Origin of the sequence: Microcystis sp. M_QC_C_20170808_M9Col, from assembly GCF_007095495.1 — a bacterium.
Taxonomy (GTDB): domain Bacteria; phylum Cyanobacteriota; class Cyanobacteriia; order Cyanobacteriales; family Microcystaceae; genus Microcystis; species Microcystis aeruginosa.
Genome location: NZ_SFBZ01000269.1, coordinates 17,961 through 36,067, shown reverse-complemented (window position 1 = coordinate 36,067; position 18,107 = coordinate 17,961). Strand labels below are relative to the sequence as shown.

Below are 18,107 nucleotides of genomic sequence, written 5' to 3'. Positions count from 1 at the left end.
GGGGGAGTTTTAGAAAGGGAATATGCAATTGGTAGCGATAGAATGGATTTATGTCTGAGTTATAAAGATGTAATTTTAGGGATTGAATTAAAAGTATGGCGGGATAAAAAACGCGATCCTCAAGCTGATGGGATCGAACAATTAGAGTCTTATTTAGGGCGTTTGGGTTTAGATTTTGGTTGGTTATTTATCTTTGATAGGAGGAAAAATGCTTTACCAATGGAAGAAAGATTATCCACTGAAGTTGTGGTGACAGAAAATCAATATAGAATTACTGTGATTAGGGCATGAGTGTTATATTTTTTGTTTCACGCAGAGGCGCTACAGTCGCAGAGAGGAGAAAGGAAAGAGGGATTTTTGCAGATTGTTTTTCTCTGTATCCTTGAAAATTGTAGAGTAAACAAATCTGGACGAATTACCATTAGGGATAACTTTTAGGTATTAGGGAAAAAGACGATTTTTCCCAGAATGCCTAGTATTCCTGTCACCAAAATTCCGACAATGCCAAGAAACCCATTAGTAGTAATATTCACCCGTGCATTCAGGTCGTCAATACGCTTTTCTATTTCCATAACTTTAGAATCTAGGGCTTTAATATCCCCTCTTATTTCTGATTGTCCTATCTCTAGCTTATTAACATCTCTTTGTAAAGAGTCGATTTTTCCCTCAATCCTTGTCAGGACTGCTTCTAGGGAATAAGTTACGGTTTCGTTAGACATTTTGCTAAACTCCTACTTTTGCTGATTTTTTCTCTAATCGACAAGGCATCAAAATTGCCGATATGCACGACTAAGGATAACTTTTAGGGATTAGGGAAAAAGACGATTTTTCCCAGAATGCCTAGTATTCCTGTCACCAAAATTCCGACAATGCCAAGAAACCCATTAGTGCTAATATTCACCCGTACATTCAGGTCGTCAATACGCTTTTCTATTTCCATAACTTTAGAATCTAGGGCTTTAATATCCCCTCTTATTTCTGATTGTCCTATCTCTAGCTTAGTGAGACGCTCATTAACATCTCTTTGTAAAGAGTCGATTTTTCCCTCAATCCTTGTCAGGACAGTTTCAAGGGAATAAGTTACGGTTTCGTTAGACATTTGCTAAACTCCTACTTTTGATAACTTTGTTCGATAGGGGGGCATAAATCGACTAAATCCTTATCTGGCAAGAGACTTAATTGATTAGTTCGCTCTAGATAAAAAACAATTGACAAAAATCGCTAAATGCCTTTCTATATAAGGGTTACATCCCTTATAACCCCCGTCCATTGCATAACAATTACCGAAGAGCCAAATAAGATAGAAAAAATTTATGATGCTAAGGGCAACTTCTAGGGGTTGCCAATAAATCCAAAAAGTTTAGCGGCTCCTCCTAAAATAGCAACAACAAGGGCGATCAAAATGCCTCGATTAGTAAACTCTTGATAGGCAACTTTAGCGGTCAATCCGTCAATTTTTGTGCTTAGTCGCTCATCTAAAGCTTTAATTTCTCCTTTAAGTTCTGCCTGTCCGATTTCTAATTTTGTCAGACGTTGATCGATTCTATCAGCTTTCTGGTTGACTTCCTTGATGCTGTCTTTGATTTCCTTGAGGACCGTTTCAAGGGAATAAGTTACGGTTTCGTTAGACATTTGCTAAACTCCCAGAGTTATCCTGCCGCTATCTTAATTATTAATCTTTTTTCTAGTTTAAGATGGCTTACGGTTCACTGCCACGATTGCGCCAGACTTGCCAACCGACGTAACCGAGGAGGAGAGTTGCACCAAAGGCAAAACCCCAACCACTGGGAACATTGGAGAAACCGAGGGCTAAACTGCCCACCCAGAGAGTTAGGGCGTAGATAAATAATACTGTCAGACGGTGAGAGATACCCGCTTTCAGTAAACGATGGTGTAAATGACGTTTATCAGCCACAAAAGGGGATTTTCCGCGTTTGAGACGGGAAATAATCACCGTGGACATATCGAGGAGAGGAACTGCGAGGATGAGATAGGGCAATAGGACGGCGGTAACGGCAACAGTAGTCACAGCAGTGGTTTTAGCCAATCCAATCACCGCCACACCCGCCAGGGTAAAACCCATAAAATAGGCCCCACCATCCCCCATAAAAATTTGAGCGGGGTTAAAATTGTAACGCAGAAAACCCAAGGCCCCACCCGCTAAAGCGGCGGCGATAATAGCGGCGGCCGGTTGTCCCATCACCAAAGTTACAATTAAAATCACCACGGCAGATATACCCGAAACCCCCGCCGCTAATCCATCTAAACCGTCAATCCAGTTAATCGCGTTAGCCATCCCCACTAACCAGAGGAGAGTAACTGGCAAACTTAGCCAATGAATTTGTAATAAATCGCCGAAGGGAATAGAGAGGAAATCGATCCTAACGCCGGCTTGCCAAGCTAGAAAAGCGACGCTAAACTGCATTACCAGACGATTGAGGGGCGAAAGATTAAAAAGATCATCCGCTAGACCGATGAGGAAAAAGCCCAAACCGCCTAGGGTTACGCCCCACACTTCCCATTCTCGATCGCTGTTTAAACCGGCAAACCCTCCCAACCACCAAACGATCAGGAGGGCAGTTAAAGCGCCGACAAAAATCGAAACTCCCCCCAGTCGAACCATGGGCTTTTCATGGACTTTCCTTTCGTTGGGTTTATCGACGTAACCGCTTTTCAGTCCGACGGTTCTGACGAGGGGGGTACTCCAAAGTACCACGGTATGGGCGATCAGAAAAGCAATTAGATAGTATAAATCTCCAGACATGGGAATTGGGGGGCGATTTAATTCACAATTGGCAACTGACAGGCAATCGCCAATTATGAGTTTTTATTATCTCTCGTTTTAGGCCAAGGCGGGGACGGAAATATGGAGATGGGGATAGAGGGGGAAGCTTTCACAGAGTTTCGCTACCCGTTGACGGCAAGCAGTTCTCAGGGCTTCATCCCCTGGATTAAGGAGAATATCGGCGATAATGTTGCCAATCTCGATAAATTCCGTTTCTCCTAGTCCTCTGGTGGTCATAGCCGGGGAACCCAAGCGCAGACCACTGGTGACAAAGGGAGACTCGGGATCGAAGGGAACAGTGTTTTTATTAGCGGTAATATTGATCGTACTCACCAAGCGATCGGCTTCTTTCCCGGTCATGCCCACGGATCTTAAATCGAGTAACATCAAGTGATTATCCGTACCATCGGTGACAATTTTAATCCCTCTAGCTTTCAACTGACCTGCCAAAGCTTGGGCATTAGCGATTACTTGTCCCGAATAGATTTTAAACTCCGGTTTCAGGGCCTCCCCAAAAGCCACCGCTTTCGCCGCGACCACGTGTTCTAGGGGCCCGCCTTGGGTACCGGGGAAGACGGATTTATCGAATTTTTTGCCTAATTCCTCGTCTTTGGTCATAATTAACCCCCCCCTAGGACCGCGCAGGGTTTTGTGAGTGGTGGTAGTTACCACATCACAGTGGGGTAGGGGGTTAGGATGATGACCGGTGGCCACTAAACCGGCAATATGGGCGATATCTGCCATCAGGTAGGCCCCCACTTCGTCAGCGATGGCGCGGAATTTCTCGAAATCAATCTGGCGCGAGTAGGCAGAATAACCGCAGATAATTAGTTTGGGTTTTTCCTTGCGGGCGATGTCAAGGATGAGATCGTAGTCCAGGCGTTCGCTTTCGGGACTTACTCCGTACTGTACTACTCGGAACCATTTCCCAGAAACGTTAACGGGGGAACCGTGGGTAAGATGACCCCCGTGGGAGAGATCCATACCCATAATCGTATCGCCGGGCTGCAAGAGGGTCAGGAAAACGGCGAAATTAGCTTGGGCGCCGGAGTGGGGTTGTACGTTAGCGTGGTTTGCCCCAAATAGTCGTTTAACCCGATCGATCGCTAATTGTTCCGCTTCGTCAATGTATTCGCAACCGCCATAGTAGCGTTTTTTGGGCAGTCCTTCCGCGTATTTGTTGGTTAAAACCGAACCCTGGGCGGCCATGACGGCAGCGGAGGTAAAGTTTTCACTAGCGATTAATTCTAGGTGATCTCTTTGACGTTGCAGTTCTTTTTGCAGAATCCCCGCGATCGCTGGATCGGTCAAGGATAGTATATCTAAGTTCGTATCAGTCACGGTTACTCGATCCTTTCTTTAACAATTTACCTGTAATCCTTGGGTCACTTTCTCCATTTTGGCACAATCTCTAATCTTCCGACACACCGGGGAGCTTAATTGCTTCTCTTCGGGATCGATGATCAATTGTCAACTGTTAGCGGTAAAATCTTCATTTTTAGTCAATAAGTGATATAGCGTTTTTCAGTCTGCTGAGGTACAAAAGTTATGGGTTTTAGGCACTCATGCAAGAGGCAAAAGTCAAAAGGGAAGAAAAATATGTGTACCTCACTAGCTTAGGAAACGCTATAGTAATATTAGCCAATAGAACCCCCCAAAAGCTGGGATTGAGTGATAAAATCGGCAATAAAGCCCAATTTTAGCGGTGATTTTCCCTTTAAAAATAACAACTTAGTAGAAGTTCTACAAAAAGTTGACAAATCACAAAAATAGGGTGGATTACCTTCAAGACAATCCCCCCGAAAACTACCATTAATTAGGGTTGGCTGAATAAATCTAAAAACCTTGTTGGGTAACATTTTTAGACTTTTTTCCCCTCAAAAAGTGCCAGCCATTGCGGGTATCGGAGGGAAATTTCAAGGACTTTTTCCCTGAAAATTAGGTGGTTGACCCCCTCAAAATCCCTACACCCTACACCCCACCTGCCCCCCCGATGTCGGGGGGGTTGGGGGGGGCCACACCCTGCCCCCACCAATACACTTTTTCAGCACACCCTAATTATCTGTAATCAACCGGTATTTCTCATCCCTGCGGCAATACCATTAATCGTCATTAAAGCACCCCTTAATAACTCCTCTTTAGAATAGCGGAAATGAATCACACCGGATTGAGCTTGACTGTTGTATTGACGTAAACGCTTGAGGAGAGACACCTGTAGGAAACCGAGGGGAACGATCGAACCGTTGCGTAACTGCACCGAGCGCTGTAAATTCGGATCATTATCCAATAAATGTTTCTCGCCGGTGATCTGGAGAACAATCTCGCTAGTGCGATTATATTCCTCTTTGATCCTTTCAAACAGACGTTGAAAACGTTCTCGATCTTCCTGTTTAGAAAGTTCACTGACGTAGTGATAGGCCATCTGTAGATCCACCTTTGATAGAGTCATGTCTGCCTTAGAAATCACCATCTGGAAGAAAGGCCACTTGTGATAAAAATGGCGTAACAATTCCAAATTTCTGCTAGGAGAATCATCGAGAAACATCTGTAAAGCTGTCCCTAAACCATACCAAGCCGGTAAAAGAAAACGGGTTTGGGTCCAACTAAATACCCAGGGAATTGCCCGCAGGGTACTTAAATCCTGTTGACCACTTTTCCGGCGCGCTGGTCGGGAACTAATCTGTAAAAGACTAATTTCAGGAATGGGAGTTACGGACAGAAAGAAGTCTAAAAAGTCCGGTTCTTCATAAATCAAACTGCGATAGGTTTGCCGTGAACAGGTGGCCAAGTCCTCCATGATGCGATTCCAGGGTTCGAGATCATCAAAACCACTGCCCAGTAAACTTGCCTGTATGACCGCCGTTACGGCGGTTTCGAGGTTATACAAGGCCAATTCTGGTAAAGAGTATTTCGAGGCTAAAACCTCGCCTTGTTCGGTGATTTTAATGCGACCGTTAATCGTTCCCCGGGGTTGGGCGAGGATAGCGGCGTAGGCCGGTCCACCACCCCGACCGACGGAACCGCCCCGGCCATGAAAAAGACGTAGATTCACGCCGTATTGTTTAGCGGTTTTTTGTAAAGCCTTCTGGGCCTTATGAATTTCCCAATTACTGCTCAAAAAGCCGGAATCTTTATTACTATCGGAGTAACCCACCATAATCTCCTGTAAATTACTCGGTTCCAAGATGGCAGGTTCCGGGGTCACGTCCTCCCCGTTTAAAGCCGCTAAATGGTCGTAACCGCCGGCTAGGGCTGCCCGATAGAGGGGCAATTCAAACAAAGTCTGCATGATGCCGGGGGCGTGTTTGAGGTCATCGACGGTTTCAAAGAGGGGAACGATGCGGAGGGAACTGCGGCTAGTGGCGGGGTCGTATAAACCGGCTTCTTGGGCTAATAACAGCACTTCTAGCACATCGCTGGCCTCGTTGGTCATGCTGATAATGTAGGTTTGGCAGATTTCCAGACCGAATTCCCCTTGCAGACTTCTTAAAACTCGCAGGGTTTCAATGGTTTCGCAGGTTCTTTCCGAGAAGGGCATTTCCCGGGGAATTAAGGGCCGACGGGTTTTTAATTCCCCCACTAACCAGGCGATTTTTTCTGATTCGCTTAATTGACCGTAGGGTTTGGGTAAAACTCCGAGATATTCGGCGATTTCTTCGATACATTCGGCGTGACGGGTGGATTCCTGCCGAAAATCTAACTGAGTCAGGACAAAGCCAAAAATCTCTACTTGGGCGATCAGTCGATCGAGTTCTTGACAGGAAAGACCGGTTTGCAAGAGACTGCGCTTTAATAGCTGTAATTCGGCTAAAAACTCGGAACCGGAGCGATAGATGTTGGTTTCGTTGAGTTTAGTTAATAATTGTCGTTCTTCCGGGTCATTGAGGCGATCATTGCGATCACGCGTATTTTCCAGACGTTTTTGAATAAAGGCCAATTTGAGGCGATAGGGTTCCTGACGGTAGCGGATTGCTAACTGGCTATAGATTTCGGGCATTTGCTGTTTATCTCTGTCCAGGGAGTCCAGTAACTCCGGCAAGACGTGACACCAGTGCAGGGAGGCACTTAAAATACTGGTCAGGTCGCGAATAGCATCGAGATATTTTTTAATAACGAGATTGCGCTGATAACAGCAGGTTTTCCAGGTGACTTCGGGGGTAACGGAGGGATTGCCATCCCGATCTCCCCCCACCCAAGAACCGAAGCGACAGAAGTTATTTTTCGGCGCTTGTAAACGGGGAAAGGAGGATTGTAGGCTTTGCTGCAGACGCAGGGTTAACTGGGGTAGGGAATCAAAGAGAACTTCATCGAAGTAGTGCAGGGCATAATCCACTTCATCGACGACGGTGGGTTTAAATTGGTGTAGTTCATCTGTTCGCCACCAAAAACGAATTTCTTCTTTTAACTGTTTGGTGACTGTTTGTGCTTCTCTGGAGTTAGTTAACCCCATACTGCGAAAGATTTCTTCTGCTTGGTCGAGTTTTTCGAGAATGCCTGAGATACGGCGCTGTTTAATGCGAATGGTATGACGGACAATTTCTGTGGGGTGGGCCGTGAAAACCAGACGAATATCTAACTGATCGAGAAGACGCTGAATTTCTTGGGGAGGGACGTTAACCTGTTTGAGATAGGGAAATAACCAGTGAAATAGTCCCGATTTTGGGCCGGAGTGATCGGACTCGTTCAGGGTTTTTTCTAGCCAATCGGCCCCGACAATGGTGGCTAAAATGCTTTTTTGCGTTGGGTCAGCCTTGGGACTTTCGTTTTCTTCCCCGATCACCGTCCGTCGCAGTAGTTGCTGATCCCTTTGTTCGTAGTGTTGTTCGATTATATTTATTAACTGGAAATAGAGGGCAAAAGCGCGGGTAACTTTGATCGCTTCCCCTAGTTCCAAGTCTTCGATCATTTTGGCGATCATTGCTTCCGGACTATCATCGGTCACTTGTCCTTCCTCAGAACAGAGATGGCGCAGTAATTCCAGTAAATCGACTAATTCTTGACCACATTCGGAGACTAAGACTTCTTTCCATAAATCTTCGATTAATTTCAGTCTTTGCTGCAGAAACAGGTTGGAAGTGGTGAAAATATCCTGTTCGGTTTCGGTCGAGGGGACAAGGACGCTCATAATTTCAGTAAAAAGTGAAAAGGAGTTAGGAGTCAGGAGTCAGGAGTCAGGAGTCAGGAGTGGGGTGTTGGGGTAGTGGGGCAGTGGGGCTGAAATTTCCCTATCTCCCTAAATCCCTATCTCCCTAAATCCCTATCCCCTGTTCCCTGATATATCGGGATGTACTTTGTTGAAATGAAAAACGCTGTAATTCAATTGCTGATCTATCGGGATTAGTTCTTAGGGTTGGTCAGAAATGAGATTATATCCCAAAGAATCACATTTTTTCCTATTTTTAACAAAAATTTCACTATTTTTGCCTCTTTTCAGGGGGCAAAAGGACTTTTTTCTTGGATTATTGGTCACTGTTGACCGGTAACTGATCGGGAATATTGAGCAGCGGCAAGCGATCGCCCCGAAAGATTTCCTCGCTGTCTTTCCCGACTTCTATCAACCAATTATTAATAGAACGTAGTCCCAAGTAGGATAAAAGAAAGGGACTGACCGCTAGACTAAGCCAAAGCTCGATCGGTTGAGTTTTCATGGCAATTTCTCGGTTAAAGGACGGCGTTTAATGCGACGAATCGGAAAATTAGCAATCAGGGCTGTAGTCCGTTGGTCACTTTCTAGGAGCAACTCGGTTTCCTCGGTGTCGATATCAAGATAACGACTGACCACTTCTAAGATTTCTTGACGCATCATATTGAGAAGTTCGGGACTAAGATCGGCGCGATCATGGGCCAGAATAAGTTTTAAGCGTTTTTTAGCTTGGTCGCCACTTTTGCCCGAACCGCGCCATGCTAGAAGTTTATCGATCAGGTCATTCATAGTAGGTTAAGGGGTTGAGATGAGAGAGTTTAAGGCCCAAACAAGCGACGACGCAGACGAGTAAGAAAACCTTCTTGACCGGCCATTAAATCTAGAAACGGCACATCGCGACCCTGTAAACGCTGGGCAATGTTTCTAAAGGCCATAGAGGGGAGAGAAGTCTTCTCCTCTAATACTAATGGTTCTCCTTTATTAGTGGAAATAATAATTCTTTGATCGTCGGGAATAATCCCCAACAGGGGAATTACCAATAAGTCGAGAATGTCCTCGACGCTGATCATCTGATTCAGTTGGATCATTTCTGGCCGCAGCCGGTTGACAATCAGACGGATACTCTTAATATCTTCGCTTTCTAGTAATCCCACCACGCGATCGGCATCTCTCACCGCCGACATTTCCGGAGTAGTAACGATGATCGCTTCCTGGGCAGCGGCGATCGCATTGCGAAAACCCATTTCAATTCCTGCCGGGCAATCAATCAATACATAGTCATAACTTTTTGACAATTGAGCGACTAAATCCTTCATTTGCTCGGCAGTAATTGCCTCTTTGGTGCGATTTTGTGCCGCTGGTAATAAGACCAGATTTTCCTGTCTTTTATCCTTAACTAAAGCTTTATCAAGACTACAATCTCCCGCCACCACATCGAGGGCAGTATAAACGATACGCTGTTCTAATCCTAACAATAAATCGAGATTTCTCAGTCCGAAATCGGCATCGACAAGGGCGACTCGACAGCCTAATTGAGATAAGGCTGAACCTAAGTTCGCCGTTACTGTCGTTTTACCAACTCCCCCCTTTCCCGATGTCACCACAATTACACGAGCCATAATTTATATCAGTTATCAGTTATCAGTTATCAGTTATCAGTTATCAGTTATCAGTTACCGGTTATCAGTTATCAGCTATCAGTTATCAGCTATCAGTTATCAGTTATCAGTTATCAGTTATCAGTTTTATCGAGTTTTTCGTTTCAACGCAGTTAATCGCTATTTTTACCAGTCACTGAATCACTGTTTACTGATCACTGTTTACTGATCACTGTTTACTGATCACTGGTCACTGATCACTGTTTACTGGTGACTGATCACTTTTTTTCGACCCATCCCACTTGATCTTTAAAGGTGTAGGTTCTGGAAAAATTATAAGCCCCAATGATGCGGATTCCTCCTTCGCTGATACAGGCAATTTCTGGTTCCATGCGATCGCTATTCACAGCCGGGGTGCGTGCCACTAATTCAGCGATCCTCAGTTGAGTTAAGTCGATTCGCAGGGCCATAATTACCGCTGCTCGATCGCCGCGGAATCCAGCATGGGCCACACCGCGTAAACCGCCCCAAACTAATATATCGCCATCAGCGACGATCGATCCGCCGGGGTTGACATCGCCCATGACTATAACTGTACCCGGGTGACGGATTTCTACACCCGATCGCAGGGTGGTTTTTAAGTACAAAGGTTCGGCGAGGAGGGATGGCAGCGGTTGCTCGTCCCCGAAAACCGTGGGATTCGAGCGCATTTGTTCGACGTTGTAACCCATGGTTGCCGCTGCTACTGCGGTTTGTCTTCTTTGGGTTTGGATGGTATGCAGGGGTAATTCGGCACTGTCTAAAATGGTGGCGATCGCTTGTAGTTGGCGCGTATCCATCAGGCGATCATTGGCCCGTAGGTGTACTGGTGTTCTAGCGGGGCAGTTTTGGCCGCTATTACGGAGATAATATTTTAATCCTGTCAAGATATCTGTCCAATCCTGACTTGTCTCCCCGGCGCCGGTTTTGGGCAAAATTAGCACCAATTTCTCACCCTCGCTTTTTAGGTGGATTTGGGCGTATCTCTCTATTACCGAGGCTGATGGCTCAATTTTTTCGGTTTCTAGGTCGATTTCTTGATTTATTTCGGTTTCAGTTTCATCTATGGCCATAATTTTTTACTTAAACAAGACAAAGCGCAAAATAGCGATCAGCAAACCGACGGAAGCGGTAATCAGTGAACCGCCTAAAATGGTCATCAATGCCCAAATTTGATTTTTTTGACTGCCCTCAACTATTTTGAGGCGATTATCCATCCCTTCGACTCTTTCGGTTAATTTTGCCTGTCCTATCTCTAGGGATTTAACATCTTGCTTGATTTCCTTAATATCAGCCTTAATTTCGACGATACTATTCTCGATCGCCGTGAAACGAGTCTCGATCGCCGTGAAACGAGTCTCGATCGCTTTTTGTCCGTTGATAATTAAGTCTTCTAGCCTTTGCAGGTCCGTATCGGCAACAGTTTTCATAAAAATTAACCAGCTATCAGTATAGATGTTTCTTTAATTATGAACCTTGAGCAGCCGGCAGCAGTGGGAATTAGGAATTATGAATTATGAATTGGGGAGGGGAGAGAAGGGAGAGGGGAGCTTTTTTTCAGTAATCAGTGAACTGAAAACTCACATCTGCTCACTGATAACTGATCACTAATCACTGATCACTGATTGCCTCCTATTGACACAAACGTTGATAAACTGTGGCCAAAGCTTGGACATCACCGACGTTACCCGGGAAAAGAACCACAGGTAAATTAGGAAAGAGGGGATGATCGGCTGCTGTACGAACCATGGAGACACCGGGGAGAATCTGACCGAGTAAACGGGCCGATTGCAGGCTTAAACCCGTACTTAAGACATCATTAGAGGTAATTCCGCCTTTACTGATTAAAAAACTGATGTCACTGGGTAAACCCTTAACAATGTCCATTAACAGAGTGGAGACGGCAACCCCAAAATCAAGGCGTTTCTGCACAGAAGCAAAGGTTAACTCTTGCCGACTGGTATAGATCACGGGGGTTTGTTTATTTTTGTGAATAAGCTTGACTTTTTCCAGAGCTTGTGCTAAGAGTTGATCTCGTTGCTCAGGACGATCGCGCAATGCCGTCACATCGATTTCGACTGCGACGGTGTTGGGTTGTTGAAGCAGTTCATCTAATTGTTGGGTAGTTTTTTTGACGTGGGAACCGACGATAATTGCCCCGGCTTCCCCCGTGGGCTTATACTTACCCATAGATTCGGAAGCGATCGGTTGAGTTCCTAAATTAGCCAAAGAAGTTAAAATACTGGCGGCACTACGGAATAAAAATTTTTTTCCGGCCCCTGCGGCGGTTAAAATATCTCCAGCAAAGCGATCGAGATCCGCTTGAGTTTCCCCATCTACCACCCCACATTGATTATTTTTGAGCTTTTGCAGTCGTTCTAAACTACCTTGACGGATATCTGCCAGTAAAAATCTTTCCACATCATCTGCTTTAATTTTACCTTTCGTTTTCTCCTCCACATAATCCGGCAGATAACTGTAATGGTAGGCAAAAACCGAATCGCGAGCGAATTCCGTCTCGTGGACGGGAGTGGGAACGCCATCGATGATTAAATAGTGAATACTATCGCGAGTGATTCTCCCCCCCTCAAAAAAGGCTGGAATCAGGAAATGTGCATCAAAACCGCCCAATTCTTCGGCAATAACATCAGTTTCGATCGGATAATGCCCGCGCAGGGTAGAATCGGAACGACTAACCACCAAAAAATCCTCGATTCCCTCTTTAGTTAAGGCAGTTTTCAGGTTATGACAGACTTCTCGCGTGACAGACTCGGCTTTTTCGGGGGTTAAAGCGCGAGTATTGGTCAAAACAAAGAAAATTGGCGCATTATCTGCCAATCCCAAGCGGAGAGTATCTTCATCCCACCGCATCAATAACAGACAACTATGGACTGTTTGGGAACCTGTCGGGTCGTCATCTAAGACTATAATTTTAGGTCTATTATTGCTCATATATTTTTTATCAGGATGGGAGGGACGAAGGAATCAAGAGAATCTGGTTAATAGTTTATCGGGTTCTGGTTCCCCATTAAAGTCGTCCCCTCCGCAAGCAACCGCTATCAATCTTGATCACAATCTGTCCAATATAGGATAAGCTATACCATGATTCATACAGTGACGAAGTTGAGCGCGGGAGACTTCCCTTTGAATACGTTAATTCACCCCACTGCGGTTATCCATCCGTCGGCAAAACTTGCTCCCAAGGTTAAAGTTGGTCCCTATGCTGTGATCGGGGCCAATGTGGAAATTGAAGCTGATACAATTATTGATGCCCATGTGGTCATTGAGGGTCCGACCAAAATTGGCAAGGGTAATCATATTTTTTCCGGGGCTGTTATTGGTAATGAACCACAGGATTTAAAGTATAAAGGTGGCGAAAGTAGTGTAGAAATTGGTGATCATAACCAAATTCGCGAGTTTGTCACGATTAATCGCGCCACGGATACGGGAGAAGTTACCCAAATTGGCAGTAATAATTTATTAATGGCCTATGTTCACGTTGCCCATAATTGTATTTTGCAAGATAACATTATTATCGCTAATAGTGTCGCCTTGGCTGGTCATGTCCAGATCGAATCAAAAGCAGTTATCGGGGGAGTTTTAGGAGTACATCAATTTGTTCATATTGGCAAAATGGCCATGTTAGGAGGAATGAGTCGTATTGATCGCGATGTTCCCCCTTTTACTTTAGTGGAAGGCAATCCCTGTCGCGTGCGAACTCTTAATTTAGTCGGGTTACAAAGAGCAGGTTTTACCGATGAAGATTTAGCTTTACTGAAAAAAGCTTTTCGGATTATCTATCGTTCTAATATAAATCTTCAGGAGGCTTTAGAACAAGTTTCTCTCTTAACCGATAACCCCCATGTTCAACATCTCTGTCAATTTTTACAATCCTCTACCACCGGAGAAAAACGCCGCGGTTTAATTCCGGGGAAATAATTTATTGATTGAGGAACAGGGAGTGGGGTGATGGGGAAGTGGGGAAGTGGGGAGTGGGGTGTGGGGAGTGGGGTGTGGGGTGTAGGGTGTGGGGTGTGGGGTGTAGGGTGTGGGGTGTAGGGTGTGGGGTGATGGGGAAGTGGGGAAGTGGGAAGAATAAATAAAAATAATCTCGTGTCTCCTGACTCCTATCTCCAGCAATCCTGACTCCTATCTCCCGACTCCTGACGACCGACTCCTGAATTCTTTTATTATCAAATAATTATCCAAATGCGTATATTTATTAGCACGGGTGAGGTATCGGGTGATTTACAGGCAGCCATGCTGATTGAATCCCTTTTTAAACTAGCTAAAACCCAGGCAATTGAGTTAGAAATTTTTGCCTTAGGTGGCGATCGCATGGAATTAGCTGGAGCGAAAATGTTGGGTAAAACCACTCGACTGGCTGCCATGGGATTAATTGAATCTATCCCCTTTATTTGGCCAACTTTACAACTACAAAAACGAGCAAAAGAGTTTTTTAGAGATCATCCCCCTGATATCATTATTTTAATTGATTATGTGGGGGCAAATGTGGCGATCGGTCAATCGGCTAAAAAAATTATTCCCCAAGTGCCAATAATTTATTATATTGCCCCGCAGGTGTGGATTTGGTCAGAAGAAAATATTCCCTCAGCTAAACTCAGGGCCACAGCAGAAAAGTTATTTAATACGGAAAAATTAATCGCCGTCACCGATAAATTATTGGCAATTTTTCCTGCCGAAGCCCGTTTTTTTGAAACAAAAGGTTTACCAGTAACTTGGGTGGGACATCCTTTAGTTGATCGTATGGCAAATGCTCCCAATCGCCAAGAAATGCGGCAAAAATGGGCAATAAAACCCGAAGAAACGGTGATCGCTTTGTTACCCGCTTCCCGTCAACAGGAGTTTAAATATCTCGTGCCGACGGTGTGCGCTGCTGCTAAAAAATTACAGGAAAAAATTCCCGATATTAAGTTTTTAATTCCCGTTCCCTTAGCTTTATACGAACCAAAAATGCGAGAATTAGTGAAGGAATATGGATTAAATGCGGTGATTATGGAACGAGATCAGACTTTAGAAGCGATTGCCGCAGCCGATCTGGCTGTGGCTAAGTCTGGTACAGTTAATCTCGAAATTGCTTTGTTAAATGTGCCGCAGGTGGTGGTTTACCGTTTAAGTGCAGTTACTGCTTGGATTGCCCGCAATATTATGAAGTTTTCTGTACCATTTGTATCACCGGTAAATTTAGTTTTAATGCGAGAAATTGTTCCCGAATTATTACAAGAGGAAGCTAACCCAGAGAGAATTATGCAGGAATGTCTAGATTTATTATTAAATCAGCAACGTCGGCAAAAAATGTTAGATGAATACGCAGAAACCAAGGCCGGTTTAGGAACAGTAGGCAGTTGTGAGCGAGTGGCACAAGAGGTACTTAATTTTACGGATCAAGTTCCGAAAAACCAGAAAAAAGCGGGGTAATTTGCAACTACCCCACCAAATATTATCAAGGAATTACGATTACTTATAAGCGTCCATACCCTCACAGGAACAAACCAGATTTCTGTCCCCGTAGGCATTATCAACCCGTCCCACTACCGGCCAGAATTTATAATCTTTTAGCCAAGAAAGCGGGTAAGCTGCCTGTTGACGGGAATAGGGACGACTCCAATCATCGGCAGTTACAACTGCGGCTGTGTGGGGGGCATTTTTCAAGGGATTATCGTGGGGATCCATGCTCCCATTAGCGATCGCTTGTACTTCTTGATAGATAGTTAACAAAGCTTCACAAAAACGGTCTAATTCGCCCAAAGATTCGCTTTCCGTGGGTTCCACCATCATTGTACCCGCCACGGGCCAAGAAACCGTCGGCGCATGGAAACCGAAATCCATCAAGCGTTTTGCCACATCTTCCACCTCGATGCCGGCCTGTTTTTTCAGGGGACGTAAATCAATCACGCACTCGTGGGCAACCGTTCCCGCGCTACCCTTAAATAACACCGGATAGGCCGACTCCAGACGAAAAGCCATATAATTAGCGTTCAAAATTGCCACTTCTGTCGCTTTTTTCAAGCCGGCTGCCCCCATCATAGCGATATACATCCAAGAAATCACCAAAATGCTGGCACTACCCCAAGGCGCGGCCGAAATTGCCCCAATCGAGTCCTGATGCTTACCGTTAGCGGTTTCTGGGGATAATTTCGCCAAAACCAGGGAAACATCGGGCAGAAAAGGCACTAAATGGGATTTTACTCCGATTGGTCCCATGCCGGGTCCGCCACCACCGTGGGGAATACAGAAAGTTTTATGGAGATTCAAGTGACAGACATCCGCGCCAAAATCCGCCGGACGACATAAACCCACCTGAGCATTCATATTGGCTCCATCCATATACACTTGACCACCGTATTGATGAATCAAGGCACAAATTTCGCTAATTCCCTGTTCAAAAACGCCGTGAGTGGAAGGATACGTCACCATCAAAGCCGCTAGATTATCCTGATGCTTCTGGGCCTTAGTTTTCAGGTCATCAATATCAATATTGCCCCGAGAATCGCAATTAACCGCCACTACTTTCATACCACACATAACAGCGCTGGCAGGATTAGTCCCGTGAGCGGACTCAGGAATTAAGCAAATCTGACGATGACCTTGACCGCGACTTTCATGGTAGGCTCGGATTACCTGTAAACCGGCATACTCTCCCTGAGAACCAGCGTTCGGTTGTAGGGAAATGCCATCAAATCCGGTAATTTCCCCTAACCAAGTCTCTAACTGTTGAAAGAGCAGTTGATAGCCTTCTGCTTGGTCAATCGGTGCAAAAGGGTGTAATTTGCCGAATTCTGCCCAAGTTACTGGAATCATCTCCGCTACGGCATTGAGTTTCATCGTACAGGAACCGAGGGGAATCATGGAAGTATTTAAGGCTAGATCCTTTGTTTCCAGACGGTGTAGATATCTGAGTAATTCCGTTTCCGAGTGGTAACGATTGAACACCGGTTCGGTAAGATAGGCACTGGTACGGGTTAAATTAGCGGGTAATTCTAGGCTAATTTTCTCGACTAATTCGGCTGCGGTAAAGGGTAATTCCTCGGTGGGGGCAAAAATTTGCCATAAATCCCACACATCCCTGAGACTGGTGGTTTCATCGACACTAATTCCTAGATTATTCTCATCAAAATAACGCAGATTAATCTTATGGGTTTTTGCCTTGGCGAGGAAATCCTTAACTCCCGTGGATACCGTAACTTTGAGCGTATCGAAGTACGGTTCTTTCCCCACTTGATAACCCAACTGTTTTAAACCAGTTGCCAATAAAGCGGTTAATTTATGCACTCTTTGGGCGATTTTCTTGATTCCTTCCGGTCCGTGATAGACCGCGTACATGGAAGCAATCACCGCTAGTAACACCTGTGCGGTACAAATATTACTGGTGGCTTTATCCCGGCGGATATGTTGTTCGCGGGTTTGCAAAGCTAAACGCAGTGCGGGTTTACCCTGACTATCCTTCGATACCCCGACAATGCGCCCCGGAATGCTACGTTTATAGGCATCTTTGGTGGCAAAATAAGCGGCATGGGGACCCCCATAACCCAAGGGAACCCCAAAGCGTTGACTGCTACCCACGGCAATATCAGCCCCCAATTCGCCGGGGGGAGTCAACAGGGCTAAACTGAGAATATCGGCGGCAACGGTGACTAAAGCCCCATTTTCCTGCGCTTTGGCGATAAATTGCCGATAGTCATAAATTACGCCATCGGTGGCTGGATATTGTAATAATGCGCCAAAAATCGGCGTTTGAAAGTCAAAGAGACGATGATCCTCGATAATAATATCAATACCTAAAGGAATCGCTCTGGTTTTAACAACTTCAATCGTTTGGGGATGGCAACTACTAGAGATAAAGAAAGCATTGGCTTTAGTTTTACACAGTCCATAACTCATACTCATCGCTTCCGCAGCTGCTGTTCCTTCATCGAGGAGGGAAGCGTTAGCAATTTCCAGACCGGTTAAGCTAGTGATGAGAGTTTGGAAGTTTAAGAGAGCTTCTAAGCGTCCTTGGGCGATTTCCGCTTGATAGGGAGTATAGGCGGTGTACCAACCCGGATTTTCTAAAATGTTGCGGAGAATTACCGGCGGGGTGATACAGTCATGGTAGCCCATGCCAATAAAGGAGCGAAATACCTGATTTTTGGAGGCAATCGCTTTTAATTGGGCAAGAGCGGCGTATTCACTCAAGGCAGGTGCTAGATTAAGGCTTTTTTGTAAACGAATTCCTGACGGGACAGTTTTAGCGATTAACTCCTCAAGGGTAGCAACACCCAAAACCGCCAGCATTTTCTCGATTTCCGTCTCCGTCGGTCCAATATGACGGTTAACAAAGCTATCGGTACAGTCTAGCAAGTCTTGCAGGTCAGCAGGAGCGAATTCCTCGGTTTTCTCGGCCGTAATTGACCTATTTAGCATATTAATCTCGGTTTCAACAATTACAAAAGTGTTGCGTTTCATCGCTAGGGGTGATTTTAACGCAACTTGTAAAATTTTTGTAATATGTACCTAAGCTGAAAACTCAAATCCGATCCCT

The 18,107-nt window shown here is 45.2% G+C and carries 15 protein-coding genes and 1 pseudogene; 3 read left to right on the top strand and 13 right to left on the bottom strand.

Annotated elements, in window-relative coordinates; translation table 11 throughout:
- A pseudogene (locus tag EWV68_RS16935) lies at positions 1-291 on the top strand (hypothetical protein); the annotation flags it as partial.
- A 143-nt stretch (positions 292-434) separates the two neighbouring features.
- Here EWV68_RS16935 and EWV68_RS16930 read toward each other — a convergent pair.
- From EWV68_RS16930 to EWV68_RS16875, 12 genes are all read right to left on the bottom strand, one after another.
- Positions 435-719 (bottom strand): hypothetical protein, encoded by a 285-nt coding sequence (locus EWV68_RS16930; RefSeq protein WP_061431761.1) that lies wholly within the window; start codon positions 717-719, stop codon positions 435-437.
- Positions 720-802: 83 nt separating this feature from the next.
- Positions 803-1,099 carry a DUF4164 family protein gene (locus EWV68_RS16925; protein WP_061431760.1) on the bottom strand — a complete coding sequence of 99 codons (297 nt, stop codon included), beginning with the start codon at positions 1,097-1,099 and terminating at the stop codon, positions 803-805.
- Positions 1,100-1,332: 233 nt separating this feature from the next.
- The gene (locus EWV68_RS16920) at positions 1,333-1,632 is read right to left on the bottom strand and encodes a DUF4164 domain-containing protein (RefSeq protein ID WP_287170476.1); all 300 of its coding nucleotides are present in this window, start codon (positions 1,630-1,632) and stop codon (positions 1,333-1,335) included.
- Positions 1,633-1,699: 67 nt separating this feature from the next.
- Positions 1,700-2,764 (bottom strand): glycosyltransferase family 4 protein, encoded by a 1,065-nt coding sequence (locus tag EWV68_RS16915; RefSeq protein ID WP_002761684.1) that lies wholly within the window; start codon positions 2,762-2,764, stop codon positions 1,700-1,702.
- 78 nt (positions 2,765-2,842) lie between these two features.
- Positions 2,843-4,126 (bottom strand): serine hydroxymethyltransferase, encoded by a 1,284-nt coding sequence (glyA, locus tag EWV68_RS16910; protein WP_002797075.1) that lies wholly within the window; start codon positions 4,124-4,126, stop codon positions 2,843-2,845.
- A 727-nt stretch (positions 4,127-4,853) separates the two neighbouring features.
- Positions 4,854-7,910 (bottom strand): phosphoenolpyruvate carboxylase, encoded by a 3,057-nt coding sequence (gene ppc / locus EWV68_RS16905; RefSeq protein ID WP_287170475.1) that lies wholly within the window; start codon positions 7,908-7,910, stop codon positions 4,854-4,856.
- A gap of 334 nt (positions 7,911-8,244) precedes the next feature.
- Positions 8,245-8,433: a hypothetical protein gene (locus EWV68_RS16900; RefSeq protein ID WP_002761679.1), complete on the bottom strand. Its 189-nt coding sequence runs from the start codon at positions 8,431-8,433 to the stop codon at positions 8,245-8,247.
- On the bottom strand, positions 8,430-8,717 hold the full coding sequence (minE, locus tag EWV68_RS16895) for a cell division topological specificity factor MinE (RefSeq protein ID WP_004160373.1): 288 nt from the start codon (positions 8,715-8,717) through the stop codon (positions 8,430-8,432). Before minE ends, EWV68_RS16900 begins: the two co-directional genes overlap by 4 nt.
- A 29-nt stretch (positions 8,718-8,746) precedes the next feature.
- Positions 8,747-9,547, bottom strand: coding sequence for a septum site-determining protein MinD (gene minD, locus EWV68_RS16890; RefSeq protein ID WP_061431756.1), 801 nt, complete (start codon positions 9,545-9,547; stop codon positions 8,747-8,749).
- 257 nt (positions 9,548-9,804) lie between these two features.
- Complete coding sequence (gene minC / locus EWV68_RS16885; RefSeq protein ID WP_287170477.1) at positions 9,805-10,632, bottom strand: septum site-determining protein MinC; 828 nt, start codon at positions 10,630-10,632, stop codon at positions 9,805-9,807.
- A gap of 12 nt (positions 10,633-10,644) precedes the next feature.
- On the bottom strand, positions 10,645-10,995 hold the full coding sequence (locus EWV68_RS16880) for a coiled-coil domain-containing protein (protein ID WP_287170473.1): 351 nt from the start codon (positions 10,993-10,995) through the stop codon (positions 10,645-10,647).
- Positions 10,996-11,197: 202 nt separating this feature from the next.
- A complete protein-coding gene (locus tag EWV68_RS16875) occupies positions 11,198-12,517 on the bottom strand; it encodes a four-carbon acid sugar kinase family protein (RefSeq protein ID WP_287170472.1) in 1,320 nt (439 codons plus the stop codon).
- A 150-nt stretch (positions 12,518-12,667) separates the two neighbouring features.
- On the opposite strand from EWV68_RS16875, the gene lpxA reads away from it, so the two are divergent.
- Positions 12,668-13,504, top strand: coding sequence for an acyl-ACP--UDP-N-acetylglucosamine O-acyltransferase (gene lpxA, locus EWV68_RS16870; RefSeq protein WP_002797088.1), 837 nt, complete (start codon positions 12,668-12,670; stop codon positions 13,502-13,504).
- Positions 13,505-13,774: 270 nt separating this feature from the next.
- On the top strand, positions 13,775-15,004 hold the full coding sequence (gene lpxB / locus EWV68_RS16865) for a lipid-A-disaccharide synthase (protein WP_287170471.1): 1,230 nt from the start codon (positions 13,775-13,777) through the stop codon (positions 15,002-15,004).
- Positions 15,005-15,043: 39 nt separating this feature from the next.
- Here the strand turns inward: lpxB and gcvP are convergent, their stop codons facing one another.
- Positions 15,044-18,031, bottom strand: coding sequence for an aminomethyl-transferring glycine dehydrogenase (gene gcvP, locus EWV68_RS16860; protein WP_287170470.1), 2,988 nt, complete (start codon positions 18,029-18,031; stop codon positions 15,044-15,046).
- Between the last annotated feature and the right edge of the window lie 76 nt (positions 18,032-18,107).